General features: G+C 59.4%; 26 protein-coding genes. 12 read left to right on the plus strand and 14 right to left on the minus strand.

The annotated features are described in order from the left end of the window. Positions 1–100: 100 nt before the first annotated feature. On the minus strand, positions 101–1,150 hold the full coding sequence (moaA, locus tag M0412_RS04450; RefSeq protein WP_269699696.1) for a GTP 3',8-cyclase MoaA: 1,050 nt from the start codon (positions 1,148–1,150) through the stop codon (positions 101–103). Between the two features lie 107 nt (positions 1,151–1,257). Here moaA and M0412_RS04455 point away from each other — a divergent pair, with 107 nt between their 5' ends. The 3 genes from M0412_RS04455 (at position 1,258) to M0412_RS04465 (ending at position 4,390) form a co-directional block, all read left to right on the plus strand. Beyond that, complete coding sequence (locus tag M0412_RS04455) at positions 1,258–1,626, plus strand: DUF971 domain-containing protein (RefSeq protein WP_269699695.1); 369 nt, start codon at positions 1,258–1,260, stop codon at positions 1,624–1,626. Between the two features lie 308 nt (positions 1,627–1,934). After that, on the plus strand, positions 1,935–3,737 hold the full coding sequence (locus M0412_RS04460) for a monovalent cation:proton antiporter-2 (CPA2) family protein (protein WP_269699694.1): 1,803 nt from the start codon (positions 1,935–1,937) through the stop codon (positions 3,735–3,737). Between the two features lie 44 nt (positions 3,738–3,781). Further along, positions 3,782–4,390: a pyridoxamine 5'-phosphate oxidase family protein gene (locus tag M0412_RS04465; protein WP_269699693.1), complete on the plus strand. Its 609-nt coding sequence runs from the start codon at positions 3,782–3,784 to the stop codon at positions 4,388–4,390. A gap of 225 nt (positions 4,391–4,615) precedes the next feature. Here M0412_RS04465 and M0412_RS04470 read toward each other — a convergent pair whose 3' ends face one another. From M0412_RS04470 to M0412_RS04505, 8 genes are all read right to left on the minus strand, one after another. Next, positions 4,616–5,686, minus strand: a complete 1,071-nt coding sequence (locus M0412_RS04470; protein WP_142840002.1) for a GGDEF domain-containing protein — start codon at positions 5,684–5,686, stop codon at positions 4,616–4,618. 491 nt (positions 5,687–6,177) lie between these two features. Then, the gene (gene glp, locus M0412_RS04475; RefSeq protein WP_269699692.1) at positions 6,178–7,395 is read right to left on the minus strand and encodes a gephyrin-like molybdotransferase Glp; all 1,218 of its coding nucleotides are present in this window, start codon (positions 7,393–7,395) and stop codon (positions 6,178–6,180) included. After that, entirely contained in the window at positions 7,396–7,887 is a 492-nt protein-coding gene (gene moaC, locus M0412_RS04480; protein WP_269699691.1) for a cyclic pyranopterin monophosphate synthase MoaC, read from the minus strand. Between the two features lie 7 nt (positions 7,888–7,894). Continuing rightward, entirely contained in the window at positions 7,895–8,710 is an 816-nt protein-coding gene (gene trpC, locus M0412_RS04485; RefSeq protein ID WP_269699690.1) for an indole-3-glycerol phosphate synthase TrpC, read from the minus strand. Between the two features lie 10 nt (positions 8,711–8,720). Beyond that, positions 8,721–9,764, minus strand: a complete 1,044-nt coding sequence (gene trpD, locus M0412_RS04490; RefSeq protein ID WP_269699689.1) for an anthranilate phosphoribosyltransferase — start codon at positions 9,762–9,764, stop codon at positions 8,721–8,723. Positions 9,765–9,780: 16 nt separating this feature from the next. After that, positions 9,781–11,673 carry a peptidyl-prolyl cis-trans isomerase gene (locus M0412_RS04495; RefSeq protein ID WP_142839997.1) on the minus strand — a complete coding sequence of 631 codons (1,893 nt, stop codon included), beginning with the start codon at positions 11,671–11,673 and terminating at the stop codon, positions 9,781–9,783. 270 nt (positions 11,674–11,943) lie between these two features. Continuing rightward, positions 11,944–12,078 carry a hypothetical protein gene (locus tag M0412_RS04500; RefSeq protein WP_256367998.1) on the minus strand — a complete coding sequence of 45 codons (135 nt, stop codon included), beginning with the start codon at positions 12,076–12,078 and terminating at the stop codon, positions 11,944–11,946. A gap of 40 nt (positions 12,079–12,118) precedes the next feature. Continuing rightward, positions 12,119–12,298, minus strand: coding sequence for a hypothetical protein (locus tag M0412_RS04505; RefSeq protein ID WP_046798466.1), 180 nt, complete (start codon positions 12,296–12,298; stop codon positions 12,119–12,121). Positions 12,299–12,735: 437 nt separating this feature from the next. Here M0412_RS04505 and coaD point away from each other — a divergent pair, with 437 nt between their 5' ends. From coaD to M0412_RS04535, 6 genes are all read left to right on the plus strand, one after another. Beyond that, positions 12,736–13,230: a pantetheine-phosphate adenylyltransferase gene (gene coaD, locus M0412_RS04510; protein ID WP_142839995.1), complete on the plus strand. Its 495-nt coding sequence runs from the start codon at positions 12,736–12,738 to the stop codon at positions 13,228–13,230. Between the two features lie 29 nt (positions 13,231–13,259). Beyond that, positions 13,260–13,829 carry a peptidylprolyl isomerase gene (locus M0412_RS04515; protein WP_142839994.1) on the plus strand — a complete coding sequence of 190 codons (570 nt, stop codon included), beginning with the start codon at positions 13,260–13,262 and terminating at the stop codon, positions 13,827–13,829. Between the two features lie 36 nt (positions 13,830–13,865). After that, a complete protein-coding gene (locus M0412_RS04520) occupies positions 13,866–14,375 on the plus strand; it encodes a peptidylprolyl isomerase (protein ID WP_065115822.1) in 510 nt (169 codons plus the stop codon). A 237-nt stretch (positions 14,376–14,612) separates the two neighbouring features. After that, positions 14,613–15,695 carry a tRNA preQ1(34) S-adenosylmethionine ribosyltransferase-isomerase QueA gene (gene queA, locus M0412_RS04525; protein WP_269699688.1) on the plus strand — a complete coding sequence of 361 codons (1,083 nt, stop codon included), beginning with the start codon at positions 14,613–14,615 and terminating at the stop codon, positions 15,693–15,695. Next, a complete protein-coding gene (tgt, locus tag M0412_RS04530) occupies positions 15,695–16,825 on the plus strand; it encodes a tRNA guanosine(34) transglycosylase Tgt (protein WP_003515541.1) in 1,131 nt (376 codons plus the stop codon). The genes queA and tgt overlap by 1 nt, the downstream gene beginning before the upstream one ends. Positions 16,826–16,862: 37 nt before the next feature. Then, positions 16,863–18,020 (plus strand): aminodeoxychorismate synthase component I, encoded by a 1,158-nt coding sequence (locus M0412_RS04535; protein WP_269699687.1) that lies wholly within the window; start codon positions 16,863–16,865, stop codon positions 18,018–18,020. Here the strand turns inward: M0412_RS04535 and M0412_RS04540 are convergent, their stop codons facing one another. From M0412_RS04540 to M0412_RS04560, 5 genes are all read right to left on the minus strand, one after another. After that, positions 18,021–19,298, minus strand: coding sequence for a type III PLP-dependent enzyme (locus M0412_RS04540; RefSeq protein ID WP_161991220.1), 1,278 nt, complete (start codon positions 19,296–19,298; stop codon positions 18,021–18,023). Continuing rightward, positions 19,282–20,814 carry an AMP-binding protein gene (locus M0412_RS04545; protein WP_142839991.1) on the minus strand — a complete coding sequence of 511 codons (1,533 nt, stop codon included), beginning with the start codon at positions 20,812–20,814 and terminating at the stop codon, positions 19,282–19,284. The genes M0412_RS04540 and M0412_RS04545 overlap by 17 nt, the downstream gene beginning before the upstream one ends. Continuing rightward, positions 20,811–21,074, minus strand: coding sequence for an acyl carrier protein (locus M0412_RS04550; RefSeq protein ID WP_142839990.1), 264 nt, complete (start codon positions 21,072–21,074; stop codon positions 20,811–20,813). The genes M0412_RS04545 and M0412_RS04550 overlap by 4 nt, the downstream gene beginning before the upstream one ends. Positions 21,075–21,180: 106 nt before the next feature. After that, positions 21,181–21,921, minus strand: a complete 741-nt coding sequence (locus M0412_RS04555; RefSeq protein WP_161991272.1) for a hypothetical protein — start codon at positions 21,919–21,921, stop codon at positions 21,181–21,183. 285 nt (positions 21,922–22,206) lie between these two features. Further along, positions 22,207–23,334 carry an S-(hydroxymethyl)glutathione dehydrogenase/class III alcohol dehydrogenase gene (locus M0412_RS04560; protein ID WP_269699683.1) on the minus strand — a complete coding sequence of 376 codons (1,128 nt, stop codon included), beginning with the start codon at positions 23,332–23,334 and terminating at the stop codon, positions 22,207–22,209. A gap of 433 nt (positions 23,335–23,767) precedes the next feature. Between M0412_RS04560 and M0412_RS04565 the strand changes: the two genes are divergently transcribed. From M0412_RS04565 to M0412_RS04575, 3 genes are read left to right on the plus strand one after another with little or no spacing between them, the layout of a single operon-like run. Further along, on the plus strand, positions 23,768–25,135 hold the full coding sequence (locus M0412_RS04565) for a TadE/TadG family type IV pilus assembly protein (protein WP_371338077.1): 1,368 nt from the start codon (positions 23,768–23,770) through the stop codon (positions 25,133–25,135). Next, positions 25,116–25,643 (plus strand): TadE/TadG family type IV pilus assembly protein, encoded by a 528-nt coding sequence (locus tag M0412_RS04570; protein WP_269699679.1) that lies wholly within the window; start codon positions 25,116–25,118, stop codon positions 25,641–25,643. The genes M0412_RS04565 and M0412_RS04570 overlap by 20 nt, the downstream gene beginning before the upstream one ends. Then, entirely contained in the window at positions 25,640–26,218 is a 579-nt protein-coding gene (locus M0412_RS04575) for a TadE/TadG family type IV pilus assembly protein (RefSeq protein ID WP_269699678.1), read from the plus strand. The genes M0412_RS04570 and M0412_RS04575 overlap by 4 nt, the downstream gene beginning before the upstream one ends. Positions 26,219–26,258 lie beyond the last annotated feature (40 nt).

The raw sequence follows: 26,258 nt of genomic DNA on the forward strand, positions 1-26,258 counted from the left end.
GCGACGGCGCATTCCTCCATGTAAAGAGACGTGACACGGCCAAGCCGGCAATTCAACCGTTTATATGGGTGGGTGGACGAGAAAGAGGTTCAGCCGCCAATCAGCCGCCCGTCACGCTCATATGGCGGGCGACGGCAGGGCGTTTATGGGTGCGGTCGATGATGAAATCATGACCTTTTGGCTTGCGCAGAAGGGCTTCATCGATGGCGCTGGACAGATAGGCGTCGCTGTCGGAAGCGCGCAGCGCCGTGCGCAGGTCGGCGGCATCGTCCTGGCCCAGACACATGTAGAGCGTGCCGGTGCAGGTGAGGCGGACACGGTTGCAGCTTTCACAGAAATTATGGGTCATCGGCGTAATGAAGCCGAGCCGGCCGCCGGTTTCCTTCACCGTTACGTAACGTGCGGGGCCGCCGGTCTGGTAATCGCTGTCGATGAGCGTGAAGTTCTGTTCCAGATCGGCGCGCAGCTGCGACAGCGGCAGGTAACGGTCGGTACGGTCTTCCTCGATCTCGCCCATCGGCATGGTTTCGATGACCGTCAAGTCCATGCCGCGACCATGGGCGAAACGCATAATCTCGGCAATCTCGGTGTCGTTGAAATCCTTCAGCGCCACGGCGTTGAGCTTGACCTTGATGCCGGCTGCCTGTGCGGCATCCAGCCCTTCCATGACCCGGCCGATATCGCCCCAGCGGGTGATCTGGCGAAATTTATCCCGGTCGAGCGTGTCCAGCGAGACGTTGATGCGCTTGACGCCGCAATCGGCAAGTTCGGCGGCGAATTTGGCCAGCTGCGAGCCATTCGTGGTCAGCGTCAGTTCTTCCAGCGCGCCGGTGCGAATATGGCGGCCGAGGTTCCGCACCAGCGACATGATGTTCTTGCGCACCAGCGGCTCGCCGCCGGTGAGCCTGAGCTTGCGCACGCCGCGCGTTATGAAGACGGAACAGAGCCGGTCCAGTTCTTCCAGCGTCAGAAGGTCTTTCTTCGGCAGGAAGGTCATGTGTTCGGACATGCAATAGGTGCAGCGGAAATCGCAGCGGTCGGTGACTGAAACGCGCAGATAGGTGATGGCGCGGCCGAAGGGGTCAATCATCGGTGCGTTGTTTTCCGTCAGGAATTGCGCTTTTTCAAGCGATCCGGGGAAACTGTTCACATCTCCATCCTCGTTGCGCGATGCGCCTTTCAAATGATGTAGTGGCTTGCCTATCGTGAGGCAAGTCCGTAATTTTGACGCATATTATGAGCGTACGGAAGTGAAAAATGAGTGATGTCTGGCCGACCGAGCTGCTGGTGTCGAAAGACCGGCGGGAATTGACCGTTTCCTTTGACGATGGAAGCGTTTACCGGCTCCCCGCCGAGATGTTGCGGGTGCTTTCGCCCTCGGCGGAAGTACAGGGCCACGGTCCGGGACAAAAGGTCACGGTACCCGGCAAACGCAATGTCGCCATCCGTTCGATGATCGCCACCGGCAATTATGCGGTTCGCATCGTTTTCGACGACGGCCATGACAGCGGTATCTACACCTGGAAATATCTGAGGGAACTGGGCGAAACCGGCGACGCACTGTTTGACGATTATCAACGGCAGCTTGCTGAAAAGGGCTTGAGCAGGGAGCCGCTATCCCGGTAGGCGGACGCAAGGCCTGCGACACTCCCACCCTCATTCCTGTGCTTGTCACAGGAATCCAGCCAGCCCAAGCCCTTGGGCTGAAAAAGACTCCTCCCGCCGCGCCGACGCGCGTCGACTGGATTTCTGTGACAAGCACAGGAATGAGGGGAGGAGGACAGCGGCATCTGAAGCCAGCATGCCTGATGGACAAATAACCCGTTGAATCTGCGCATCGTCCTTCAGTAAAATCGTTTTCGCTTTTCACCTCGATGCGCTAGGAAGTGAGGGAGGGAACACCCTCGTCTTATCGATTTTCAGCGGGGTGGCGTGTGGCTGTCGAAGCGAACGGAAATGATCTGGCCCAGGTGGTCGTGTTGTTGGCGGCAGGCGTTGTCGCTGCGCCGATTTTCAAACGTATCGGCCTTGGCTCGGTGCTGGGTTATCTGGCCGCCGGCCTGGTGATCGGGCCTTACGGGCTCGGCTTCTTTTCCGATCCGCAGGCCATCCTGCATATTGCCGAACTGGGCGTGGTGATGTTCCTGTTCATCATCGGCCTTGAAATGCAGCCGTCGCGACTGTGGTCGATGCGGCAGGATATTTTCGGGCTGGGGGCGCTGCAGGTGCTGGTCTGTATGGCCGGCCTGACGTTGATCGGTGTCGGTCTTGGCTTTCCGGTCATCATGTCCTTCGTCGCCGGCACGGGTTTCGTGCTGACCTCGACGGCGATCGTCATGCAGATGCTGCAGGAACGCAACAGCATGTCCAGCCTCAAGGGCCAGCGCATCATCGCCATCCTGCTGTTTGAGGATCTGGCCATCGTGCCGCTTCTGGCGCTTGTCGCCTTTCTCGGCTCGGGCGGCGAACATGTGACGCCCTCGGAGCGCTGGATTTCCGTGGGCATCGCGCTTGCCGCCGTCGGAGCGCTCATTCTTGCCGGGCGTTATCTGCTCAACCCGTTCTTCCGGCTGCTCGCCGCCTCCGGGGCGCGTGAGGTGATGACGGCGGCCGCCCTGCTGGTGGTGCTGGGGTCTGCGCTGCTGATGCAGGTCAGCGGGCTTTCCATGGCCATGGGCTCCTTCCTTGCCGGCGTGCTTTTGTCGGAATCGTCCTTCCGCCACCAGCTGGAAGCGGATATCGAGCCGTTTCGCGGCATTCTGCTCGGCCTGTTTTTCCTCGGCGTCGGCATGGCGATCGATCTTGCCGTCATCGGATCCAACTGGCAGCTGGTGGTCGTCAGCGTCGCGGGCTACATGCTGCTCAAGGGTTTTCTCATCTATGGCGTGGCACGGGCGCTCGGCACCACCAGGCGTGAAAGCCTGGAACGGGCGGTGCTGATGGCGCAGGGCGGCGAATTCGCCTTTGTGCTTTATTCCGCCGCCGTTAGCGCCGGCATTCTCGACCGGGAAGCCAACGCCATCCTGACGGCGACCATCATCATCTCCATGGTGCTGACGCCGCTGATGGTCATTCTGCATGACCGGCTGGTGCCGGCGGCGGTTCCCAATACCGACGATCTCGATGTGCCCGAGAATGTCGAAGGCAGCATTTTGCTGATCGGCTTCGGGCGTTTCGGCCAGATCGTCAGCCAGCCGCTGCTGGCGCGGGGTTACACGCTGTCGCTCATCGACAAGGATGCCGACTTCGTGCGTGATGCGGCGGAGTTCGGTTTCAAGGTCTATTATGGCGACGGATCGCGGGCGGAAATCCTGCATGCAGCTGGCGCCAGCACGGCGCGCGCCGTTCTCATCTGTGTCGACGACAAGGACGCGGCGGTGCGGATCGCGGAGATCGTCAAGCACGAATTCCCGCTGGTTCCGGTTCTTGCCCGCGCCTATGACCGTGGCCACGCCATCGATCTTCTCAAGGCGGGCGTCGATTACCAGATCCGCGAGACGCTGGAATCGGCGCTGAATTTCAGCGAGGAAGTGCTGGGCGCCATGGGCGAGGAGCGTGAAGACGCTGCCCGTCTGGTGGAGGAATTCCGCGACCGTGACGAGGAACGTTTCGCCATGGAAGTCGTCGGCGGCATCTATGCCGGCCGTTCGCTGATCCGCGGCAATGCCCAGCCGGCCGACCTCGTCGCCGCACGCACCGCACGCGAGCGGGCGGAACGGGAAAAGGCGGAAGAGTAGGGCCCGCTTAGCAGTCAAGCAGATTTCGAGGGATTGAGGCGAATATGACGATCATTCGTACTGTTGAAGAACTGAAGGCCATCTATGACGGCACGAGCGAAGCCTCGGTCGCGAAGGTAACGGCGAAGCTGACGGCGGAATACCGGCTGATGATCGAGGCATCACCCTTTCTGGCGCTGGCGACGGTGGGGCCGGAGGGAATGGACTGTTCGCCGCGTGGTGACAGGGGCGGTGTGGTGCGGGTGGCGGATGAAAAGACCGTGCTGCTGCCGGACTGGCGCGGCAATAACCGCGTCGACTCGCTTTTGAACATCGTTCGCGATCCGCGGGTGGCGCTGATGTTCCTGATCCCCGGCTCGAATACGACGATGCGCATCAACGGCCGGGCCGTTGTTTCGGTTGATGCGGAACTGCTCCAAAGCTTCGAGATGGATGGCAAACATCCGCGCACCGTCATCGTGGTGACGATCGATGAGGTTTATTTCCAGTGTGCCCGGGCACTGATGCGCTCGGAACTGTGGAACCCGGAACACTTCGTCGAACCGGCGTCGCTACCCACGCCAGGTGTGCTGCTGAAAGCCGCGAAAGCGGAGTTCGATCAGGAAACCTATGACCGCGAATGGGCGGCGCGGGCGGCGGCCACGATGTGGTGAGGGGTTTGTCGCCAAGATTGCTCATAGCAATGTAACGACAGGCTGACGTCTTTCCTCTTCCCTCATTCCTGTGCCCGTCACAGCACACCAGTCGACGCGCGTCTGCGCGGCGGAGGGAGTTTTAAAGCTCAGGGACCTTGGCTGGCTACATTCCTGTGACAAGCACAGGAATGAGGGTAGGGGAAGTTGGGTGGTTTTAGTGCACCCAAACTGGCGCAATGCGCGTCACGTCCGGTAGATCAGCCAGTTCTTGCCGGTATAGTTCTTCTGCATGCCATCCTCGTAAAAGACGGAGCGGTTTCTGCCGGTTTCCTTGGCGTGGTAAAGTGCCGTATCGGCATGGCCATAAAGCTCGCCCGGATTGTTGGCCTGTGAAGCGGAGGCAAAGCCGATGGAGATCGTCACCGTGCCATAATCGGCGCCCGATCTTGAATTGCGGAAGGGCGTGCTTTCCAGCGACAGGCGGATGCGCTCGCACATCACCATGACTTCCTCCGGCGTATTGCCGTCGAGAATGATCGCGAATTCCTCACCGCCGCTTCTTGCGACGAAGCCATCCTTGCGGACATTGGCGCGGATGACCGAGGCGACGGTTGCCAAAATCTTGTCACCGACGGGATGGCCGAACGTATCGTTTATCCGCTTGAAATGGTCGATATCGAGCAGCACCAGCGATGTATATTGCAGGCCGATCGAGCTGTCATAGACGGAAGCCAGCCGGTCATCGAAAGCCCGGCGGTTGGAAAGGCGCGTCAGCGAGTCGGTATTGGCGATGCGCTTATATTCATCCAGTTCCAGACGGACCTGATGCATTTCTTCGGCATGGCGATTGACGTCGTTAAACGCCTTCTCGCCATCGATGATCTTCGTGCCCGTGGCTTCGGCCAGCAACAGGATCGCATTCTTCAGAATATTGGTGCTGGAGGCATTCTTGTCATCGATGCGCTGGCGCGTTTCGCCAAGTATCCTGTTGTAGTTCTCGATGGAGGATTGTTCCCGCCGCAATGTACCCAGCAACGCTTCCAGTTCGCGCCTGAGCTTTTCATGCGCGTCGTCGATTGCCCTGACTGGATTGCTTTCGCCGTAGCGCGTGGACAGTTCGTCCAGATCTTCCTGCGTGGCCCGGCTTCCCAGTGCCGCCAGATCCTTGGTCAGCGCCGGGTTCGAGCCGATATAGGCTTCGTAGAAAAGGCTGTAATTACGCGGGATCGGCGAAACACCCATGCTCCGCATGGCGTAGGCAATCTGCCCGGCAATGTCGGGTCCCGTTGTTTTGGGCGTGGATGCCGTGTTCATCAAGAAACTCCAGTGAGTCTGCTTATAGACTATGATTATTATTATGCGGGCTGTTTTGGAAAGCTTAATTTATAGAAAACTAATTTTTGTTCCCGGAAATTCCATTTTCGCTGATTTTTATCTTATTTAATTGATAATTATAAGTAATTTTCATTTTTAGAGATTTCCGGTGTTTTTTCCCTCTACTGTGCGCCTTGGTGACAGCATCGTATTTATTCTGTCAATCCCGATAACGCTTTTCGAGTGATTTATTTTGGCACAGCAATGCAGGGTACAACGAAGGGAAACGCCAGGTCAGTGCCTTTTTTCAATTCGGCAAGACATGACCTATAGGCGGCAAACTTCGCCGATTATGTCTATACACAAGAATCTTACAGTTTTTATTTGGTCGTCTCAACGCCAAACGGCGCGGTTTGCGCCGGTATAGACATGATATTTGTCACGCTTTTGAAACGGTGCGCCGTTTCGATCCGGCGGCTTTCGGGACCACGTCAGGTCCTGAGCTTAATAACCGGGCATTCCGTGCCTGCCGATGCTTCCGGCGCATGCGGCGGACGGATGATCAGGACGTCGGAATGGGCAAGGATGTTCATCATCGATGAATCCTGTTTGGCGTAGGCTTCCGCCGCGCGTTCACCACTGTCGTCGGTGCGGAGACGGGCGCGAAGATAATCCTGCCGATGGTCATTGGCCTTCAGCGGCGCTGCGGTTCTGACTGTCGCTGTGCGTTGTACAGGCGCGCGTCGGCCGATCCGGCGGATCAGCGGTTCGAGAAACAACAGGCTGCAGACGAGGCTGGCGACCGGGTTTCCGGGAAGGCCGAGAACCTGCATGGCGCCGATCGCGCCGACCATCAGCGGCTTTCCGGGACGCATGGCGATGCGCCAGAAATCCAGCTGCATGCCTTCCGCCTTCAATGCCGCCTGCACGAGATCGTGGTCGCCGACGGAGGCGCCGCCCAACGTCACCAGCACATCCACCCTGGCTGCGACAGCTTTGCCGATGGCGGCGCGGATCAGCGTATCGTCATCGGCGATGATGCCGAGGTCGAGAATATCGGCGCCCGCCTGACGGGCGAGGGCTGAGACGCCAAAAGTGTTGGAGGCGATGATCTGGGCCGGGTTCGGCGTGCTGCCTGGCGGCAGCAATTCGTCGCCGGTGGCGAGGATGGCGATGCGCGGCCTGCGATAGACAGCCAGCGTGGCGTGGTTCATGGCCGCCGCAAGTGTCAGGTCGGTGAAGCCAAGTTCGCGCCCGGCTTGCAGAACCGTTTCGCCCTGCGCAAAATCCTGCCCGCGCGGGCGAATGTGTCTCCCGGCGGTGACTTCGAAGGCGGTGCGGATCTTGCCGCCTTCCAGCACCTCCGCATCTTCCTGAATGAGGATGGTATCGGCTCCCTCCGGCACCGGCGCGCCGGTGAAGATGCGCACTGCTTCGCCTTCACCCAGAGTGCCGGTAAAGGCATGGCCGGCAGCCGCCTGGCCGATGACGGTCAGGACTGAGCCGATCTCAGATGCATCGACGCTGCGTAGCGCGTAGCCATCCATGGCGGAGGCATCGAAAGGCGGCTGGGTGAGGCGCGCCGCCAGATCGGCCGAGAGGACGCGGCCATCACATTCGGCAAGCGGCAGGGTTTCACTGTCGATTACCGGAACCGCCGCTTCCAGAAGGCGCCGTGTGGCATCATCTACGGGCAGCAGCGGTTTCATTCAGCTCTCCTGCCGGCGAAAATCACCGGATTTGCCACCGCTTTTTTCGAGCAGGCGGATATTGACGATTTCCATCGCCTTGTCGGCAGCCTTGGCCATGTCATAGATCGTCAGGCAGGCGATGGAGACGGCGGTCAGCGCTTCCATCTCCACACCGGTCTTGCCAGACAGTTTCACCATGGCTTCGACGCGCAGGCCAGGCAGGGTGGTGTCTTCGGCAATGTCCACCGCGACCTTGGTCAGCATCAAGGGATGGCAGAGCGGGATGAGATTGGCCGTCTGCTTGGCGGCCATGATGCCGGCAAGGCGCGCGGTGCCGATGACATCGCCCTTCTTGGCGTTGCCGTCGCGGATGAGCGCCAGCGTTTCCGGTTTCATTTTCACGAAGCCTTCGGCGACGGCGACACGGATGGTTTCCACCTTGTCGCCGACATCGACCATATGCGCCTCGCCGCTGGCATCGATATGGGTGAGCTTTGAGGCCTCGCTCATCGGGGATTTACTCCGCTGCCAGAATGCCGGATTGGCCCGTCAGCAGCGCCTTGGTGGCCGCCGTCACATCATCCTTGCGCATCAGGCTTTCGCCGACGAGGAAGGTGCTGATGCCGCTTTTTTCGAGGCGCTGACAATCCTCGAAGGTGAAGATGCCGCTTTCGCCGACCAGCAGCTTTTCGGCCGGTACGAGGCCTGCGAGCTTCTCGCTGGTTTCGAGGCCGACTTCAAAGGTGCGCAGGTTGCGGTTGTTGATGCCGAGAAGCGGCGAGGCGAGCTTCAGGGCCCGTTCGGTTTCCTCTGCATCATGCACCTCGACCAGCACATCCATGCCAAGCGCGAAAGCCTCGTCTTCGAGGCGCTTGGCCTCGTCGTCAGAGAGCGATGCCATGATAAGGAGAATGCAGTCCGCGCCCCAGGCGCGGGCCTCATGCACCTGATAGGTCTCGAACATGAAATCCTTGCGCAGAGCCGGCAAAGCGCAGGCATTGCGGGCGGCGGTCAGGAATTCCGGTGCGCCTTGAAAGCTCGGGCTGTCCGTCAGCACCGAAAGACAGGCGGCACCGCCCGCCTCATAGGCAGCCGCCAGCGCCGGCGGATCGAAATCCGGGCGGATGAGGCCTTTCGACGGGCTGGCCTTCTTGATCTCGGCGATCAGGCCGAACTTGCCTTCGGCCTGCTTTGCCCGGAGCGCCTTGTAGAAACCACGCGGCGCACTCTGGTCAGCGGCCATGGCCTTGAGATCGGCCAACGAGGTCTTCGCCTTGGCAGCGGCGATTTCCTCGCGCTTGTAGATCTCGATCTTTTTCAGAATGTCGCTCATGGTCTCGCTTTCATTCCTGCTTGTGGTCGGCCTGCGCGGCATCGGCTTCATTGGAAACGGCGACCAGACGGTCGAGTGCTGCTGCCGCCGCACCGCTGTCGAGCGCTTCGCTGACGATCGTCATCGCCTGACCCAATGTTTCGGCCTTGCCGGCGATGACAAGGGCAGCCGCCGCGTTGCAGAGCGACACGTCACGATAGGCATTGCGCTTGCCCGACAGGACGTCGCGCAGGGCTGCCGCATTGGCAATACCGTCGCCGCCTTTCAGATCAGCCATCGCCGCAACGTCGACGCCGAAATCTTTCGGGGTCAGATCGAAAGTGCGGATCTTGCCATCTTCCAGCGCGGCCACATGGGTGACGCCTGTCGTGGTGACTTCATCCATACCATCGCCATGGACGACCCAGATGCTTTCCGAACCGAGATCGCGCAGCACTTCGGCAAGCGGCACCAGCCAGCGCGGCGAAAACACGCCGAGCAATTGGCGCTTTGCACCCGCCGGGTTGGAGAGCGGGCCGAGCAGGTTGAAAATCGTCCTTGTGCCGAGTTCGACCCGGCTCGGGCCGACATGGCGCATGGCGGAGTGGTGCATCTGCGCGAACATGAAGCCAAGTCCCGCCTCTGCGATGCAGCGGGCGATGAGATCGGGACCGATATCGAGCTTGACGCCAAGAGCGGACAAGGCATCCGCCGTGCCGGATTTGGAGCTCAGCGCCCGGTTGCCATGCTTGGCGACCGGCAGGCCCGTGCCGGCAACGATGATCGAAGCCAGTGTCGAGATATTATAGGTGCCGATGCCATCACCGCCGGTTCCGACGATATCGATGGCATTGGCTGGGGCCGAGACCGGCAGCATGCGGGCGCGCATGGAGGAAACGGCGCCGACGATTTCGTCGACCGTTTCGCCGCGCACGCGCAGCGCCATCAGGAAACCGCCGATCTGCGACGGGGTGGCTTCGCCCGACATCAGAATGTCGAAGGCCGTCCGCGCATCCTCGCGGTTCAGGCTTTCTCCGTTCGCGACCCTGGCGATCAGCGGCTTCAGTTCGGCCATGGTTTCCGCCCCCCGGTCAGAAGCCGACCATCGCCTGATCGGCGAGGGCCTGATTGATGGTCACACCATAGTCGTTTTGCAGACGGTTGACCATCTGGTCCAGCATATCGTCGCCGGCTGCACGGGCAATGGCGGTAAACTGCTGGTCGTCATTGGCAAGCGCGTCGGCAGGGGCGTTGGTGTCAACCGAGGTGACCTTGAAGAGGATGCGGCTGGAACCATCGGCATCTGCCGCCGTGCCAACCACGCCTTCAGCGCCGGAGAAAACGGCGGCAATCGTCTGGCGGCCGAAAATCGCATCCTCGCTGGTGCGGCGCAGGCCGGATTTCTGCTCGACGGCAAGGCTGAGCTCGCCGGCAACAGCCTCGAGCGTTTCGCCCTTTTCAACGCGGGCCTTCAGTTCGTCAGCCTTGGCGGCAAGCGCTGTGCGCTGCTGCTCGGACGTCCAGTCGGCCACGACATCGTCGCGGACTTCGGCAAGCGTGCGGTCACGGGCGGGGATGATCTGCTCGACATCGAACCAGATGTAACCTTCGCGGCCGAGATTGATCGGCAGGGCTTCGGTGCCAGGTTCGGTCTTGAAGACTTCCTGCGCCAGCTGCGGCGAGGGCAGGCCTTCGACCGTGTCACCCTTTTCATCGAGGCCGGCGGCATCGATGGCGGCAATGGTGACGGGCTTGAGGTTCAGCTGCTTTGCGGCATCGGCAAGCGACGAACCACCGGCGCGCAGATCCTCGTAACGGTCGTGCACATTGGTGACTTCTTCCGCCGCAGCGGCAGTGGCGAGATCCCTGCGGATATCTTCCCTGGCTTCATCCAGCGTGCGGGTGGTTTCCGGCTTGATGCCGGTGACGCGCAGGATGACCGGGCCGAAGGAGCCTTCAACGACGGCAGATACGCCGCCATCCTTCTGGATGCCGAAGGCCGCGTCGGCAATCGACGGATCAGGGATGGTATCCTTGGTGAATTCGCCGAGCGTCACGTCGGAAGCGGTCTTGCCCTGATCCTTCACCACCTGATCATAGGTGGTGTTGCCGAGGCGGATCTGTTCGGCGGCCGCGGCAGCCATTTCCTTGTCCGTAAAGGTCAGCTGTTCAACCGTACGGCGGCCGGCGGTGCGGAAGCTGTCCTTGTGGCTGTTGTAATAGGCGGCGATCTGCGCCTCGGTCACCGAGGACTGATCGGCAATGTCTGACGGTTCCAGCTTAACATAGGTGAACTTGCGGAATTCCGGGGCGCGATATTTCGTCTTGTTGGTTTCAAACCACGGGGTGAGCACGTCGTCGCCCGGTGCCTTGACCGGCGGGATGACGGCGTTGGAAAGAATGACGTAATCGACGGCGCGCTGCTCGTTGCGATACTGCTTCAGCGCATCCACCAGCACCTGCGGTGCGGTAAAGCCATCCGAGACGGCTTCGACAATCTGGCTTCTGACGGCAACCTTGCTGCGTTCCTTGATATAGTCGTCCTCGCGGAAGCCGGAATTGCGCAGGCGTTCGCTGAACAGGTTGCGGTCGAACTGGCCGTTGACCGACTTGAAGGCCGGGTCTTCGGCAATGAGCTTGGCAAGGCGATCTTCCGAAAGGCCGAGATTCATCTTGGATGCAAGCTCGTCAAGCGATGCCCCTGCCGCAAGCTGGCTGAAGACCTGCCGGTCGATGCCGAAGGCCTTGGCCTGTTCGGTCGTCAGCCTTGTGCCGAACTGGCGGCTGAGATCGGAAATCTGGCGCTGATAGGCGAGGCGGAATTCCTCCGGGCTGACCGTCTGGTCACCCACCGTCATGACGGCGTGGGAATTGGCGGTGACAAGCGATGCGGAGACGCCCCAGACGCCAAACGAAACAACAAGCAGGAGAAGCAGCAGCTTGGCTGCCAGGGTTCGAGAAGCATTTCTCAGGGAATCGAGCATCGTTATGCAAACCTCACAGGAACGTCATCGCGGTCGCCAGCCTTCCGGCCCGCAACGTATCGGCGTTCCTTAAATCAATCCAAACGGAAATTGAAGGGAATTTCCCTTGGAAAAACGGGGTTTTGAAAACGCTTATGTGATTGGAGCGACGTTTTTCCGCCTTCATCTTCGCCGCATCGCCTTAATGAGGCGCAAAATAAAACCGCCCGGAGCGCCCAGGCGGTTGCGAAGAATCGTTTTTGAACCGGCGGTTAAGGCCGTTCGCCGCACTCAGAAAGCGCGGTCGCGCCGGATCGTCGCCTTGAATTCCTCGTCTTCACGCCGCATCTCGGCGATGACGGAGATCATCGATGTCACGAACATTACGCTGATCAGGGCCAGAAGCATCGTCAGAAATGTGAACATGATATCGTCTCCGGTCGTTTCGAGGAAATTGGCCCCGTTATCAGTAATAATTCATATACTGGTAACGGGCGGTCAGCTGCGGATAGTCCGGTCCCTGGGCTTCAGGCTTCTGCTCATAAAGGCTAAACGTCGTTGCTACCATTGCGATAACCAGTACTGTCCAGGCGGTGCTGATGACGCTGATTTTCGCCGAAGTAGACTGTTTTTCTCTTACAAACATCTGTCCGTTCCTTTGGTTCTTTCTTAACGCGCCATGCCTCAACATGTTCCGCGTCAATCGTAAAAATCGATTAGCATCGCGCCTGTGAAACTTCCTTGAATGGCTTGTTCATCTGGCGTTCAGGAAACTGGCTAAGGGCGTCATTCGAGAAAAAGATACTCGGCAGCGAATGATGCGATGACCGAAAGGACGATCATGAAGGCCAGCATTTTCAATTCTCCGGATGCTTAACGGGTGAGGGGCGTTTCGGTTTCCCGATGTTGTGCATTTAAACAAAATAGCTCTGAAACCGCACTGAACGGCCCATTCATCGCGGGTTCACGGCACAGCTCCGGTTGTGCTGCGCGGTTATAATGTCTTGCGCCGCGTGGCTCTCCATGACAAAAGGCGGGCACATGATACCCAGCATCGAAGCGCGCCCACCATCTGAGAGCGATATGACGATTGCCTTTTATCCAGGATCATTCGATCCGATGACCAACGGACATCTGGATGTGCTTATCCAGGCGCTGAACGTGGCGTCGAAAGTCATCGTTGCCGTCGGCATTCATCCCGGAAAAGCGCCGCTGTTCAGCTTTGATGAGCGGGCGGCGCTGATAAAGCAGGCGCTTGCCGAACAGCTGCCCACCGAGGCGGCGCGTATGGAGGTCGTTTCCTTCGACAATCTGGTGGTGGATGCCGCCCGCCAGCACGGAGCGCGCCTTTTGCTGCGCGGCCTGCGCGATGGCACCGATCTCGACTATGAAATGCAGATGGCCGGCATGAACCGCCAGATGGCGCCTGATATCCAGACCGTGTTCCTGCCCGCTGGAACATCTTCGCGACCCATTACAGCCACATTGGTCCGGCAGATCGCCGCCATGGGCGGCAATGTCGATGCCTTCGTGCCGAAAGCCGTGCTTGAAGCCCTCAACGCCAAGCTGAAGCGCTGACTTCAGCCCCACATTCTGGAGCCAATCCGATGAAACTCGTTCGATTTGCCTTTGCCGGCGCCATGTTTGCAGGCGCGCTTGCCGCCAGCACCATTGCTTCCGCCGCCGAACTTCTCACTGTCCAGCTGAAGGACGGTCCCGTCGTCATCGAACTGATGCCGGAAGTCGCGCCCAAGCACGTGGCGCAGATCGAGGCACTGGCCAAGAAGGGCGCTTATGACAACGTCGCCTTCCACCGCGTCATCGACGGTTTCATGGCGCAGACCGGCGACGTGCAGTATGGCAACATGGAAAAAAGCTTCAACGCCCAGCGCGCCGGCACCGGCGGTTCTGACCTGCCGGATATTCCGGCTGAGTTCTCCAAGACGCCGTTCACGCGCGGTGTGGTCGGCATGGCCCGCTCGCAGGATCCGAATTCCGCCAACTCGCAGTTCTTCATCATGTTTGCCGATGGCCCGTTCCTGAACGGCCAGTACACCGTGGTCGGCAAGGTCGTATCCGGCATGGAAGCCGTGGACAAGATCAAGCGCGGCGCCGGCAGCAACGGCGAAGTTTCCAACCCCGACCGGATGATCAAGGTCACCGTCGGCAAGAAGTAAGGTAGGGCAATAGAGCCCGAACAGAGGAGAATAATCATGGCCGAGATCAAGGATCCGGAAAACACCATCATCATGGAAACGACGACCGGCAAGGTCGTGATCCAGCTGCTTCCGGAAGTTGCTCCGGGTCACGTCGCCCGTATCAAGGAACTGGTATCGGAAGGCGCTTATGATGGCGTCGTGTTCCACCGCGTCATCGAAGACTTCATGGCCCAGACGGGCGACGTGAAGTTCGGCAAGAAGGGTTCGGAAAGCTTCAACCCGGCACGCGCCGGCATGGGCGGCTCTGAAAAGGAAGACCTGAAGGCTGAATTTTCCGCCATTCCGCACGTTCGCGGCACCTGCTCGATGGCCCGTTCGCAGAGCCCGAACTCCGCCAACTCGCAGTTCTTCATCTGCTTCACCGATTCGCCCTGGCTGAACAAGCAGTACACCGTCTGGGGCCAGGTCATCGAAGGCATGGAAGCCATCGACAAGGTCAAGCGCGGCGAGCCGGTGAAGGATCCCGATTCGATCGTTTCCATGAAGCTTGCTTCGGCGGCTTGAGGTTAAAGAGTTTCTCCCGCCTTGCTGAACTGCAGGGCGGGCGGATGTTTTGCTGATGGAGTGTTCCTCGCACTCGACGTCATCCTCGGGCTTGACCCGAGGATCCATTCCCGCCAGCGTCATGGGTCCTCGGGTCAAGCCCGAGGATGACGTGGAGGGGAGGAAGCCCCTTCACCAACAACGACCCGCCGGCAGTTTGCTGCGAGGCGGGTTTTGATATTTTCGAGAGCCCTTGCAATGCGTGTAGACCTGTTCGATTTCGATCTGCCCGAGGAGAATATCGCCCTTCGCCCGGCGAACCCGCGCGATAGTGCGCGTCTGCTGGTGGTCGATCCGAATGAAAACCGCATGGAGGACCATCACGTCTTTAACCTGCCGTCTTTCCTGCGGCCCGGCGATGCGCTTGTCTTCAACGATACCCGCGTCATTCCCGCTCAGCTGGAAGGTGTCAGGCTGCGTGAAGGTGCGCCGGAGACGGCGGTTTCGGCCACGCTGCACATGCGTACCGATCAATCCCGCTGGAAGGCTTTTGCCCGCCCCGGCAAGCGCATCAAGGAAGGCGACCGCATCCGGTTTGGTTATGAGCGCGACAATGCCTGCGGCCTTGCCCATCTGGAGGCCACCGTCGAGGAAAAGGGCGAGGATGGCGAAATCACGCTGCTGTTCGATGTGTCCGGCCCTGTTCTGGACGAGGCGATTGCCTCGGTCGGCCATATTCCTTTGCCGCCTTATATCGCTGCCAAACGGCCGGAGGACCAGCAGGACCAGACCGACTACCAGACCATTTATGCCCGTGAAAAGGGCGCTGTCGCTGCCCCCACCGCCGGGCTGCATTTCACGCCTGACCTGTTCGAAGCACTGGACAAGGCCGGCATCGAGCGGCATTTCGTGACGCTTCACGTTGGGGCAGGCACTTTCCTTCCGGTAAAGTCCGACGATACCGACGATCACAAGATGCATTTCGAGATCGGCCATGTGTCGCAGGAAACCGCTGAACGGCTGAATGCGGTGAAGGCGCGGGGCGGGCGCATTATCTGCGTCGGCACCACTTCGCTGCGGCTCATCGAAAGTGCGGCCGACGAGAATGGTGTTATCCACCCATGGTCCGATGCCACCGGCATCTTCATCACGCCTGGTTACCGTTTCCGGGCCGTCGATATGCTCATGACGAATTTCCACCTGCCGAAATCCACGCTGTTCATGCTGGTTTCGGCTTTCTGCGGTCTCGAAACGATGCGTGACGCTTACAGGCGCGCCATCGAAACCGGATACCGTTTCTATTCCTATGGCGATTCCAGCCTGTTGTTCCGGAAAAACTGATGCACGACAAATTCACCTTCACCCTGAAAGCCACGAGCGGCGGCGCGCGCCTCGGCGAAGTCGCCATGCCGCGCGGCGTCATCCGCACGCCCGCCTTCATGCCTGTCGGCACTGTTGGCACCGTCAAGGCCATGTATCTCGATCAGGTACGCGAGCTGGGTGCCGATATCATTCTCGGCAATACCTATCACCTGATGCTGCGGCCCGGCCCGGAGCGTGTTGCGCGTCTTGGCGGTCTGCATGAGCTGATCCGCTGGCCGCATCCGATCCTCACCGACAGCGGCGGCTTCCAGGTCATGTCGCTTTCCGGTCTGCGCAAGCTCGACGAGAAGGGCGTGACCTTCAAGAGCCATGTGGACGGTTCGCTGCACCACATGTCGCCGGAACGCTCGATCGAAATCCAGGGCATGCTCGATTCGGACATCCAGATGCAGCTCGATGAATGCATTGCGCTGCCGGCCGAGCGCAAGGAAATCGAGCGCGCCATGGAAATGTCGCTGCGCTGGGCGGAACGCTGCCGCGTCGCCTTCGGCGAGCAGCCCGGCAAGGCCATGTTCGGCATCGTGCAGGGCGGCGACCAGCCGGATTTGCGCATTCGTTCCGCCGAAGGGCTGAAGCAGCTTGATCTCAAGGGTTATGCCGTCGGCGGCCTTGCCGTCGGCGAACCGCAGGATGTGATGCTGGGCATGCTCGATATCACCCTTCCGGTGCTGCCGACCGAAAAGCCGCGTTACCTGATGGGCGTCGGCACGCCTGATGATATCCTGAAATCGGTGGCGCGTGGCATCGACATGTTCGACTGCGTGATGCCGACCCGCTCCGGTCGTCACGGGCTTGCCTTTACCCGTCGTGGCCGCGTCAATATTCGCAACGCCCGGCATGCCGAAGACATGCGCCCGCTCGACGAGCAGTCCAACTGCCCGGCCTCGCGCGATTATTCCCGCGCCTATCTGCATCATCTTACCCGCTCCAACGAGGCGCTGGGCGGCATGCTGCTCTCCTGGCACAATCTTGCCTATTATCAGGAGCTGATGCAGGGTATCCGCAAGTCGATCGAGGAAGGCCGTTTCGCCGATTTTTATGCGGAAACCATCGAAATGTGGGCGCGGGGCGATATAGACCCCATCTGACTCTTCCCGAGTTTTTCTCCTGTTTCGGACGCTTTCCTTGGCACATGCGCCTTACGTTCTTTTCCGGGATGACACGACCGGCACGGTGACAGCCTTCGCCGAGCCGGAAGAGATCATCGTCGCGGATGAGCCTGAGGCGTTTTTCGCCGCGCTCAAGCGCATGGAGGAACTGCGCCGGGCCGGTAAATATCTTGCCGGCTATATGTCCTACGAGGCGGGTTTCCTGTTCGAACCAAAGCTTGCGCCTTCTGCCGCCGAGCCTCGTAATGTACCGTTTCTGACCTTCGGCGTCTTTTCCGGCCCACAGCCGGATGCGGGGCGGTTTGCGCGCCCCGACGCGCTGTCGGATGCGGATGCGTTTCTTTCCGATCCCGTGCCGGCCTGGACGCTCCAAGAATACCAAAAGCGCTTTGCGCGCTTGCACGACCATCTGCGTCGTGGTGACTGTTACCAGGGCAATCTGACCATGCCCGTCACTGCCCGCTGGAGCGGCGATCCGCTCACTGCCTTCTGGTCGCTGATCGAGCGCCAGCCGGTGAAATACGGCGCGCTGGTCGATCTCGGCGGCCCGGTCATCCTGTCGCGCTCGCCGGAACTGTTTTTTTCGGTCGATGGCGAAGGTTTCATCGAAACCCATCCGATGAAGGGAACGACACCGCGCGGGGCGGATGTGGAGGAGGACCGGGCAATCATCGCGGCGATGCTGGCGGATGAAAAGACGCTGGCCGAAAACCGAATGATCGTCGATCTGCTGCGCAACGATATTTCCCGTATCACCGAGGTCGGCAGCCTTCATGTGCCGCGGCTGTTCGATATCGAGACTTATCCCACGGTGCACCAGATGGTCAGCCATGTCAGGGCGAAGCTTCTGCCTGATGTGACGGTGGAAGACATCTTCGCCGCGCTGTTTCCCTGCGGTTCCGTCACTGGTGCACCAAAAATGTGGGCGATGAAAATCCTGCGGGAGCTGGAAGCCGGCCCTCGCGACGCCTATTGCGGCGCGATCGGCTTCATGTCCCCTAACGGTGATATCCGGTTCTCAGTGGCGATCCGCACCCTTAGCCTGTTCGATAACGGCCGCGCCGTCTTTAATGTCGGTGGCGGCATCGTCTTTGATTCCGATGCGGAAGCCGAATATGACGAGTGTCTGCTGAAATCGAAATTCGCGGTGGGGAACAGGTTGCTGCGGCGGTGATCAGCGTCCGATCACTTCAAATACACCATCTTCCACCAGCACTTCCTTCGCCACCGCGTGGCTGAGAAAACCCGCAGGGCTGGCGCTGGCGCCATAGGCGCCCGATTGCAGGATAGCGAGTAAGTCACCGGCCTTCAGTTTCGGCAGTGCTGTATTGCGGGCCAGTGTGTCGAGCGGTGTGCAAAGTGGACCGACGATGGTTGCAGTCTCGTCGTAATCTGCCTGCATCTTGGCGGGCGCGACGATGGGATAGTTGCGCTTGACGATCTGGCCAAGATTGCCCGAGGCCGCCAGATGGTGGTGCATGCCACCATCCGTCACCACGAAGGTGGTGCCGCGCGAGGTTTTCACCGAATTTACCTCCGCCACATAGATGCCGCCGGGGCCGGCGAGGAAGCGGCCGGGTTCGACGATGATATGGGCGTCGGTTATCAGCGGATGCGCTTTCACAAGCGCCTTGAGTTCGGGAATGGCGGCGCTGACCGTTGCAAGATCAAGCGGCATTTCCCCGGCGAAATAGGGGATGCCGAGGCCACCGCCGAGATCGATGGTTTCAAGCGGTCTGCCCAGCATTTGCGCCATGCGTGCGGCAAGGGAAATGGCGTGTCGCCATTGGGAGACAAGCATGTCGGCGTCGAGAATCTGCGTGCCGCCATAGATGTGCACGCCGACGAGATCAATATGTCTGGCATCCCTGAAAAGCCGCAGGACGTTTTCCAGCTCTTCCTCGTCGAAACCAAAAGCGGTGGCCTTGCCGCCCATACGCATGGCGCCGGCCTGCGCATCCGGCACGGGGTTGATGCGGATCGAGGCTTTGACCGGTTTACCGATCTCTTCGATGCGGGCGATTTCCTCGGCGCTTTCAATATGGATTTCGCCGATGCCGCCCTCGATCACCTCGCGCAATTCGGCCATGCCCTTGCCGGGGCCGGCGAAGATGATGTTCTCAGGTGCGATGCCGGCCTTGATGGCGGCGCGATATTCGCCGACGGAGGCGATTTCTGCACCCGCGCCCTGTTGCCGGAAGAGCGCGATAATGGCGGGCAGGGGATTGGCCTTTACCGAATAATAGATATCGGCAAAGCCCGAGAGCGCCGTTTCAAGGTTCCGATAGGCACGGCGCATGGCGCTGGCATCATAGAGGAAGCATGGCGTTCCGGTTTGGGCGACGATATCGCGCACCGCAAGCCCGCCGATGACAAGGTCATTGTCAGTGACCGCAAATTGCGCAGCCGCAAGGGCCGGGCCGTGGCTCTGGGTTTTATCCGTGGGCGACATTGTCCGTCCGTTCGCGCACCAGCGCGCGGTAATCCACCTTGCCATTGGCGGTGACCGGCAGCCGGTCGACCAGTTCGATGGCGCGCGGGATCATGAAGGGAGCGAGCATTTCGGCGGCTTTCTTAAGGGCTGCCGAAACGTCGATATTTTCATTGGCGGCGGTTGCCACGGCATGCACCCTTTCACCGGCAAAGGGGTCCGGCAGACCAATGACGGCGACCTGCTGGAACAGCCCTGTCGACATCAGGCTTTCCTCCACCTCTGTCGGGCTGATGCGATAGCCTGACGATTTGATCATCGCATCGTTGCGGGCAACGAAGCTGAAGAAACCGTCCTCATCTTCCACCGCCAGATCACCGGAATAACAGACGGTTTCGCCGCCCAGCGCCGCTGGAGTGAAAGGATGAGGGCGCAGCACTTTTGCCGTGTCTTCCGGCCGGTTCCAGTAGCCCAGCGATACGGTCGGGCCGCGGTGGACGAGAATGCCTGGCTCGCCCGGTTTTGCCCGTTGTCCCTTGTCGGTGACGATGAAGATTTCGCATTCCGGAATGGCCTTGCCGATGGAGGTCGGGCGGCTGTCGATTTCTTCCGGTGGCAGGAAGGTGGAGCGGAAAGCCTCGGTCAGACCATACATCAGGTAGATTTTCGTATCCGGCAGCTTTTCGCGCAGCGCTTTTACGGTTTCCTGCGGCACACGCCCGCCGGAATTGGTGATGTAGCGCAGATGCGGCAGTGGCGTCTTTGCGAGCGACGGGGCCGCTCTGGTCAGGATCGCCCAGACGGTCGGCACGCCGGCGAGACCCGTCACGGCATGGTCGCGCAGATCGCGGACGATATCGTCGCCCAGCCGGAAGGTGGAGATGATCGTGGTCGCGCCCTGTTCCACAGCCGTCAGCAGCTGGTTCAGGCCGTAGTCAAAGCTGAAGGGCAGGAGGGAAAGAATGCGGTCGCTTGCGGTAATTTCGAGATAGGTCCGCACGATGCGCGCGCCGGCCAGAAGATTGCGGTGCGACAGCATCACGCCCTTCGGCGAGCCGGTGGAGCCGGAGGTATAGAGGATCGCCGCGAGGTCCTCGCCGATTGCCGCCGAAGGGCGGGCAGGTGCGTTTGTGCTGCTCTCGATATCTTCCGCCAGCAATAGGCTCACATCCGGCAGGCCTTCCAGCGCTGCGCCGAGTTCTTCCTGCATTGCCCTGCTGCTGATGACTATTTTCGCGCCGCAATCCGTGATGATATGGCGGATCTGCTGTGATTTCAGCAGCGCGTTGACCGGCACAAAAACACAGGATGCCATGCTGACGCCGAAGATCGACCAGCATTCCTCGATGCCGCGCGGCAGGAAAATGACGACGCGGTCACCGCGCTCTGCGCCGGCCTGCTGCAGGGCTGCCGCGCAGCGGTTCGCCGCCTGCGCGAATTCCCGATAGGTCAGGGCTATATCTTTATGGACAAGGGCCTGATCGTCGCTTGCCGCCTGGGCGGTGAGCAGGTGATGCAGCAGGAAATGGGGTGTCATTTCCTTCGTTCCCTGAGGACGAAGGCGATGAGATCGGCGGGTGTGCCGAGATTGTCAGGCGTGAAATGCTCGTCATCGAGAACGATGCCAAAAGTCTCGCCGAGGAAGATCATCAATTCCAGAAAACCGAGCGAATCGATCACGCCTCCTTCGAGAAGCAATGTATCGTCGGTAAAAGGTGCATAGGCGGGAAAACGGTTCGAGAGATAGGAGTAGATGGTATCAGCAACGTTGGTTTCGCTTTTCTTTGCGGCAAGCATGCTTGTTCTCCGATGTCCCGTTTGTTCCCCATAAAACCTGCCCGGAATGACGCTTTATCTATAAAGGTCGAGAACCTGTCAGGTCAGCTATGGTTCAGTAAAATACCTAGGGTGGCAATAACACCAACTCTGAGTATGTTTCGTTAATAAAATGTGGGTTCCATGCGCCTTTTACTTGTATCGGTGCGAATTTATGTGCGGCAAACCCGCCGGCATTGCGCTCACCATCAAGTGCCGACATGGTCAGGGCAAGCCTGCCTCGGCCAAGAAGATGACGGGCGATTGCGGAAATATGCCTTTGCGCTACCTCTCGGTCCTCGCAATAAATCAGCCGGGCGGAGGGCAGCTTCTTGGTCGTGGTTTTCAAGAATACCAGCGGATGGTGATGGCCATCCGCCTGCATTATGGCGACGATGCAGCCGAGCCGCAGGTGATCTTCGAGCATCTCGCGCATTGCGGCCGGCAGGGTATCGGCCGACACGGCGGCAAGTGGGCTGAGCCGCGCGCCCGAGGGACGCAGAGCCTTGAGCGGCAGTGGATAAAAAAGCGTGTGTTCCGTCACCGTATGAAAACCGAGCCGCTCGTTCAGCTTGCAGGCTTCGGGAGACGGGGTGAGGTCGGTAAACAGCTCTTCCTCGGACGAGGAGGCCATTTGCAGCATGCGCGGTGCGAACCACCGGCATGAAGGCTCGACATACCAGCTGGACAGGTTGGCGACGATCCTGCCGGTTTCGGGCAGGCGGCTTTTGATCGTCAACAGAACGCCCTCCGCGTTCTCACCCTTCATCAGCAATTGCCCGATCGGACCAAGTTCCCGACGCGCATGGTGGTCGCTGATAAGCGCCAGCCCGCGGGACCAGAAGACCTCGCTTTTTTCGGGGAAACCTTTCGCCAAAAGGGCAACGGCGGCGGCGCGGTTTCCGTTGTCAATCGGTACGATTTTCAGGGGTCGCTCTCCGCAATCTGGCGTTAACTGGCCGGGGAAAGAGATTTTTCAACTTCGCCGCGTAGTACTGGCTTACGACGATAGATTTACTGTCCCGTTAATCGCCTGGGCTGCAAGGCGGCGGAGCCGATCACGTTTGCATGAAAGCAGGCGCGCCAAACGCGCCCGCCTCCTGTCATTGGCGGATCAATAGACCACGACGCCGCGTATGCTCTCACCCTTGTGCATCAGCTCGAAGCCCTTGTTGATGTCTTCGAGCGGCATCACGTGTGTGATCATCGGATCGATCTGGATCTTGCCTTCCATGTACCAGTCGACGATCTTCGGCACGTCGGTGCGGCCGCGCGCGCCGCCAAAGGCCGTGCCCATCCAGTTGCGGCCGGTGACCAGCTGGAACGGACGGGTCGAGATTTCTTGGCCGGCGCCGGCAACGCCGATGATGACCGACTTGCCCCAGCCGCGATGCGAGGCTTCCAGCGCCTGGCGCATGACCTTCGTGTTGCCGGTGCAGTCGAAGGTGTAGTCAGCACCGCCGATCAGGTCGCCATTGCGCTTCGTCATATTGACGAGATAGGGCACGATGTCGTCGCCGACATCCTTCGGATTGACGAAGTGGGTCATGCCGAACTTTTCGCCCCAGGCCTTGCGGTCATTGTTGATGTCGACGCCGATGATCATGTCGGCGCCGGCAAGGCGCAGGCCCTGCAACACGTTGAGGCCGATGCCGCCGAGGCCGAAGACGATGGCTGTGGAACCAATCTCGACCTTGGCGGTGTTGATAACAGCACCGATGCCGGTGGTGACGCCGCAGCCGATGTAACAGACCTTGTCGAAGGGCGCGTCGGGATTGATCTTGGCAAGCGCGATTTCCGGCAGGACGGTGTAGTTCGAGAAGGTCGAGCAGCCCATGTAGTGGTGGATCTTGTCCTTGCCGATCGAGAAGCGCGAGGTACCATCCGGCATGACGCCCTGACCCTGGGTGGCGCGGATGGAGGTGCACAGATTGGTCTTGCGCGAGGTGCAGGAATAACACTCGCGGCATTCCGGCGTGTAGAGCGGAATGACATGGTCACCCTTTTTGACCGAGGTGACGCCGGGGCCGACATCAACGACGATACCGGCACCCTCATGGCCGAGGATGGCCGGAAACAGACCTTCCGGATCGGCACCGGAAAGCGTGAAATCATCGGTGTGGCAGATGCCGGTCGCCTTGACCTCAACAAGCACTTCGCCGGCGCGCGGACCTTCCAGCTGAACGGTCATGACCTCAAGCGGTTTTCCTGCCTGAATGGCAACAGCGGCGCGTACGTCCATTTTCGATCTCCTGGCGTTGTCTGATGATTGGATAGGGCTGTTTTGCCCGAGCTTGCCGGCAGGGACAAGGGGCAAAAGCGACCTTCACGTCTCAGTTACGACCAAAAAAGTGAAGCTGTCTCCGCACCGGAGAAGGAGGGCGAGCCTCGGCAAGATTGTATCCGCAATCGAATATCGACCTGGCGTATTCAATTGAATATTTCGACTATAATAAATTATGAATATCTGATTTAAATATATGATTTTACATACTATTTTTGATGTTCTGGTGATCTTTAATTTACGAATCTGATGTTTAATTCGCCATATAAAATGACGAATGAAATTGGGCTGCCATCGATCGGTGGTTCCGGAAAATACCTTTATCTCGCGAATGCAACAGGCCTTCGCCACTTGTGTCGCGCCGCCATGATCGCGGCGAGCATCAGCGGTTTTGCTGAGTTTGTATCCTGTGGCCCCAGGGGATTTCGCCCGGCTGCAGTCTTTGTGTGTCCGGCTGGGGAGGAGCCGGGGCGATCCGTGGCGGTTGGATGAAAAGCGATTATTGCAGATGTTTCATATTGAAAAAATCTTGAGCGCGTCGGCGCATCATTTCCGCCTGCTTCTTCAGGATCGGCGGGGAAATTTTGCGATCATGACGGCATTGCTGATGCCGGTTTTTCTGTTCACATTCGGGCTATTGTTCGAAGGCGGCCGGGCGCTGGCCTATTACAGCCAGTCAAAGCGGGTGATCGCGCAGGCCTGTGAGCGCTCGACGAAACCGACCCGTACGAATGTGCCTCTCGATGAAGTTCGCCGCAAAAACGTGCTGGATACATTCGATGCGCTTATCACCTCCACCAAACAGGAGGTGGTGAGCCGCGACGTGACGATCGACTGGCTGACCACCGATATCGACGCGAAATTTACCTATAAGACGGTGTTGGGCGGCCTGTTCAATGTCGAAAAGATGGACTACGCGCTGACTTACCGTTGCGACGGTATTCCTCCCTATCCGTATGACGGCGAGGTGATCGTAAACAACACATTCGACCGGCTGAACGGTAAAGACCGGATTCTCGAAAACGGTAAAGGCCCCAACGCCATGAATGGGTGCTGGGGCGTCGTCAGCTATGAGGAAATTGGATGGAATGGTGGCACGGGCCCCGGCATCGAGCTTCAGGACTGGAGCAATGCGGCGTGCCGCAAAAAATTCGGCTGGCAGGGTTATGACGAGCCGAAGAAGGATGCTGGACCTGCTTGCGTCAGCGTCTCACAGCAGGACGTCGCATCGACTGACGTGAAAGATCCGAAAAATAACAACAAACTGAAAGAATCCGAGAAGGACGCGTCGCAATCCGCGGCAACAAATCCATGTCCGCCTGAATCGGAAGAGTTGCAAAAACCTTCCATTCTGACTGCCGCGGATGGCGGGATACCGCCGACCAAATATGTGGTGGAACTGGACAGCCATTGGGAAGGGCAAAAGAGAAGAGACGCCAACAGTTCCATTTTCAAGATTGTGGAACTGCACCCCGGAAAATATGAGGTTTCGGTCTGGTATAATGGCCGCAACGACGCCTATGGCGGCACCAACGACATCGACATCTTCCTGCAGCTCCAGCGTCCGCAATTGGGCCCCGAAAAGAAGATCATCGAAATGGCGCAGAAGGGCAAGGTCTTCTGGGAGCGCCGCACGTATTCGATCACGGTCGATACCTACTCCGTCTACAAGCTGACGATTGCCGCAGGCGGCAAAAGCGACAGTCTTGGCGGCATCATCACGGCTTTTGAGGTGAAGTATGTCGATTCACCGAAATAAAGGGCTCGCTCGGTTCCGCTCTTATGCGCTCGATATCCGGGCGGCCACCGCCGTCGAGTTCGGTCTGCTTCTGCCGGTCTATTTTCTGCTGGTCTTCGGCATTTTCGAGGTCGGTCTGGCGCTGCTGCTCACTCTCAATCTGGCAACGGCGGCCAATGCCGGCGCGGAAATGCTGCGCAAGGCGGCGGCAAGCCATACGGCGGTTACTGAAATCGATTTCAGGCGGGTGATCGCCTCCAATTTCCTGCTCGGCACGACGGAAAGCGACATGAAGATAACGCTCGTCCCGATCCCGGACGCGGATTTCACCGCCGTGCCGCTGACATTTCCGGTCGAGAACAGGTTTCAGGTGCCGGATAAAAATGCCGGGCAATATCTTCTGGCGCTTGGGTACAATTGGCCATTCATTCTGCCCACGACGCGTCTGCTGATCCCCAGCGGCGGCGACAAGCAGCCGCAACTGCAGAATATCTCCCTGGCGATCACCGCCGTTCGGGTGACGGAATGATGAGGTTTCGGCTGAAATCCGTCTTCGCCGCCATGCTGCGATCGCGCTCCGGCGTGGCCGCCGTGGAATTCTCGCTGCTATTGCCGATGCTGATTATTTTTCTGGCGGTGATGATCGAGACCGGTCGTGGCTGGCTGAGTTATGACCGTTTCGTCACGGTTGTCGATAATACAGCCCGCTGGTCCGCCCGTTTCCCGGAATTCGAGGAGCGGGTGAGGACAGGAGTGAAAACCTTTGTCATCGACGCCGGGCAGCCGCTCAATCCGGAGGAGCTCGATCTGACCTTGCGGAGCGCCAGGCTGGTGGGCGGTGTCGCAACGGTCGAATTTGCGCCTTACAACTTCTTCGGCTCCGCAGAAGCCGTCACCTGGGACAAGATGCTGAAGGCGGGGAATTTCAAGGAAGAAGAAGCCGTCATCGTGATTTCGGGGCGTTATAAATATAGCCCGTTATTCTCGTTCCTGCGCCCTACGACCATCGAGTTCGAATATGTCGCGACGGTCAATCCGTATTTCTCGCGGCACTACAAATACCAGAAGGGCAAGTCGGACTGGTCCTTCTGGAATGTTCGCTGACGGTATTGGCCACGGAACGCTGCCTGGCCAATGCTTCGAT

It is taken from the genome of Agrobacterium sp. O3.4 (genome assembly GCF_041414895.1).
In the GTDB taxonomy this organism is placed as follows: Bacteria; Pseudomonadota; Alphaproteobacteria; order Rhizobiales; family Rhizobiaceae; genus Agrobacterium; species Agrobacterium cucumeris.

Coding starts and splice junctions, on each gene's coding strand:
- glp (WP_269699692.1), bottom strand. CDS start 7,395: ATGAAACCGCTGCTGCCCGTAGATGATGCCACACGGCGCCTTCTGGAA.
- M0412_RS04545 (WP_142839991.1), bottom strand. CDS start 20,814: ATGACACCCCATTTCCTGCTGCATCACCTGCTCACCGCCCAGGCGGCA.
- M0412_RS04505 (WP_046798466.1), bottom strand. CDS start 12,298: ATGTTTGTAAGAGAAAAACAGTCTACTTCGGCGAAAATCAGCGTCATC.
- M0412_RS04570 (WP_269699679.1), top strand. CDS start 25,116: ATGTCGATTCACCGAAATAAAGGGCTCGCTCGGTTCCGCTCTTATGCG.
- M0412_RS04540 (WP_161991220.1), bottom strand. CDS start 19,298: ATGTCGCCCACGGATAAAACCCAGAGCCACGGCCCGGCCCTTGCGGCT.
- queA (WP_269699688.1), top strand. CDS start 14,613: ATGCGTGTAGACCTGTTCGATTTCGATCTGCCCGAGGAGAATATCGCC.
- tgt (WP_003515541.1), top strand. CDS start 15,695: ATGCACGACAAATTCACCTTCACCCTGAAAGCCACGAGCGGCGGCGCG.
- M0412_RS04520 (WP_065115822.1), top strand. CDS start 13,866: ATGGCCGAGATCAAGGATCCGGAAAACACCATCATCATGGAAACGACG.
- M0412_RS04470 (WP_142840002.1), bottom strand. CDS start 5,686: ATGAACACGGCATCCACGCCCAAAACAACGGGACCCGACATTGCCGGG.
- coaD (WP_142839995.1), top strand. CDS start 12,736: ATGACGATTGCCTTTTATCCAGGATCATTCGATCCGATGACCAACGGA.
- M0412_RS04575 (WP_269699678.1), top strand. CDS start 25,640: ATGATGAGGTTTCGGCTGAAATCCGTCTTCGCCGCCATGCTGCGATCG.
- M0412_RS04560 (WP_269699683.1), bottom strand. CDS start 23,334: ATGGACGTACGCGCCGCTGTTGCCATTCAGGCAGGAAAACCGCTTGAG.
- M0412_RS04550 (WP_142839990.1), bottom strand. CDS start 21,074: ATGCTTGCCGCAAAGAAAAGCGAAACCAACGTTGCTGATACCATCTAC.
- M0412_RS04495 (WP_142839997.1), bottom strand. CDS start 11,673: ATGCTCGATTCCCTGAGAAATGCTTCTCGAACCCTGGCAGCCAAGCTG.
- M0412_RS04515 (WP_142839994.1), top strand. CDS start 13,260: ATGAAACTCGTTCGATTTGCCTTTGCCGGCGCCATGTTTGCAGGCGCG.
- M0412_RS04465 (WP_269699693.1), top strand. CDS start 3,782: ATGACGATCATTCGTACTGTTGAAGAACTGAAGGCCATCTATGACGGC.
- M0412_RS04500 (WP_256367998.1), bottom strand. CDS start 12,078: ATGTTCACATTTCTGACGATGCTTCTGGCCCTGATCAGCGTAATGTTC.
- trpC (WP_269699690.1), bottom strand. CDS start 8,710: ATGAGCGACATTCTGAAAAAGATCGAGATCTACAAGCGCGAGGAAATC.
- trpD (WP_269699689.1), bottom strand. CDS start 9,764: ATGGCCGAACTGAAGCCGCTGATCGCCAGGGTCGCGAACGGAGAAAGC.
- moaC (WP_269699691.1), bottom strand. CDS start 7,887: ATGAGCGAGGCCTCAAAGCTCACCCATATCGATGCCAGCGGCGAGGCG.
- M0412_RS04455 (WP_269699695.1), top strand. CDS start 1,258: ATGAGTGATGTCTGGCCGACCGAGCTGCTGGTGTCGAAAGACCGGCGG.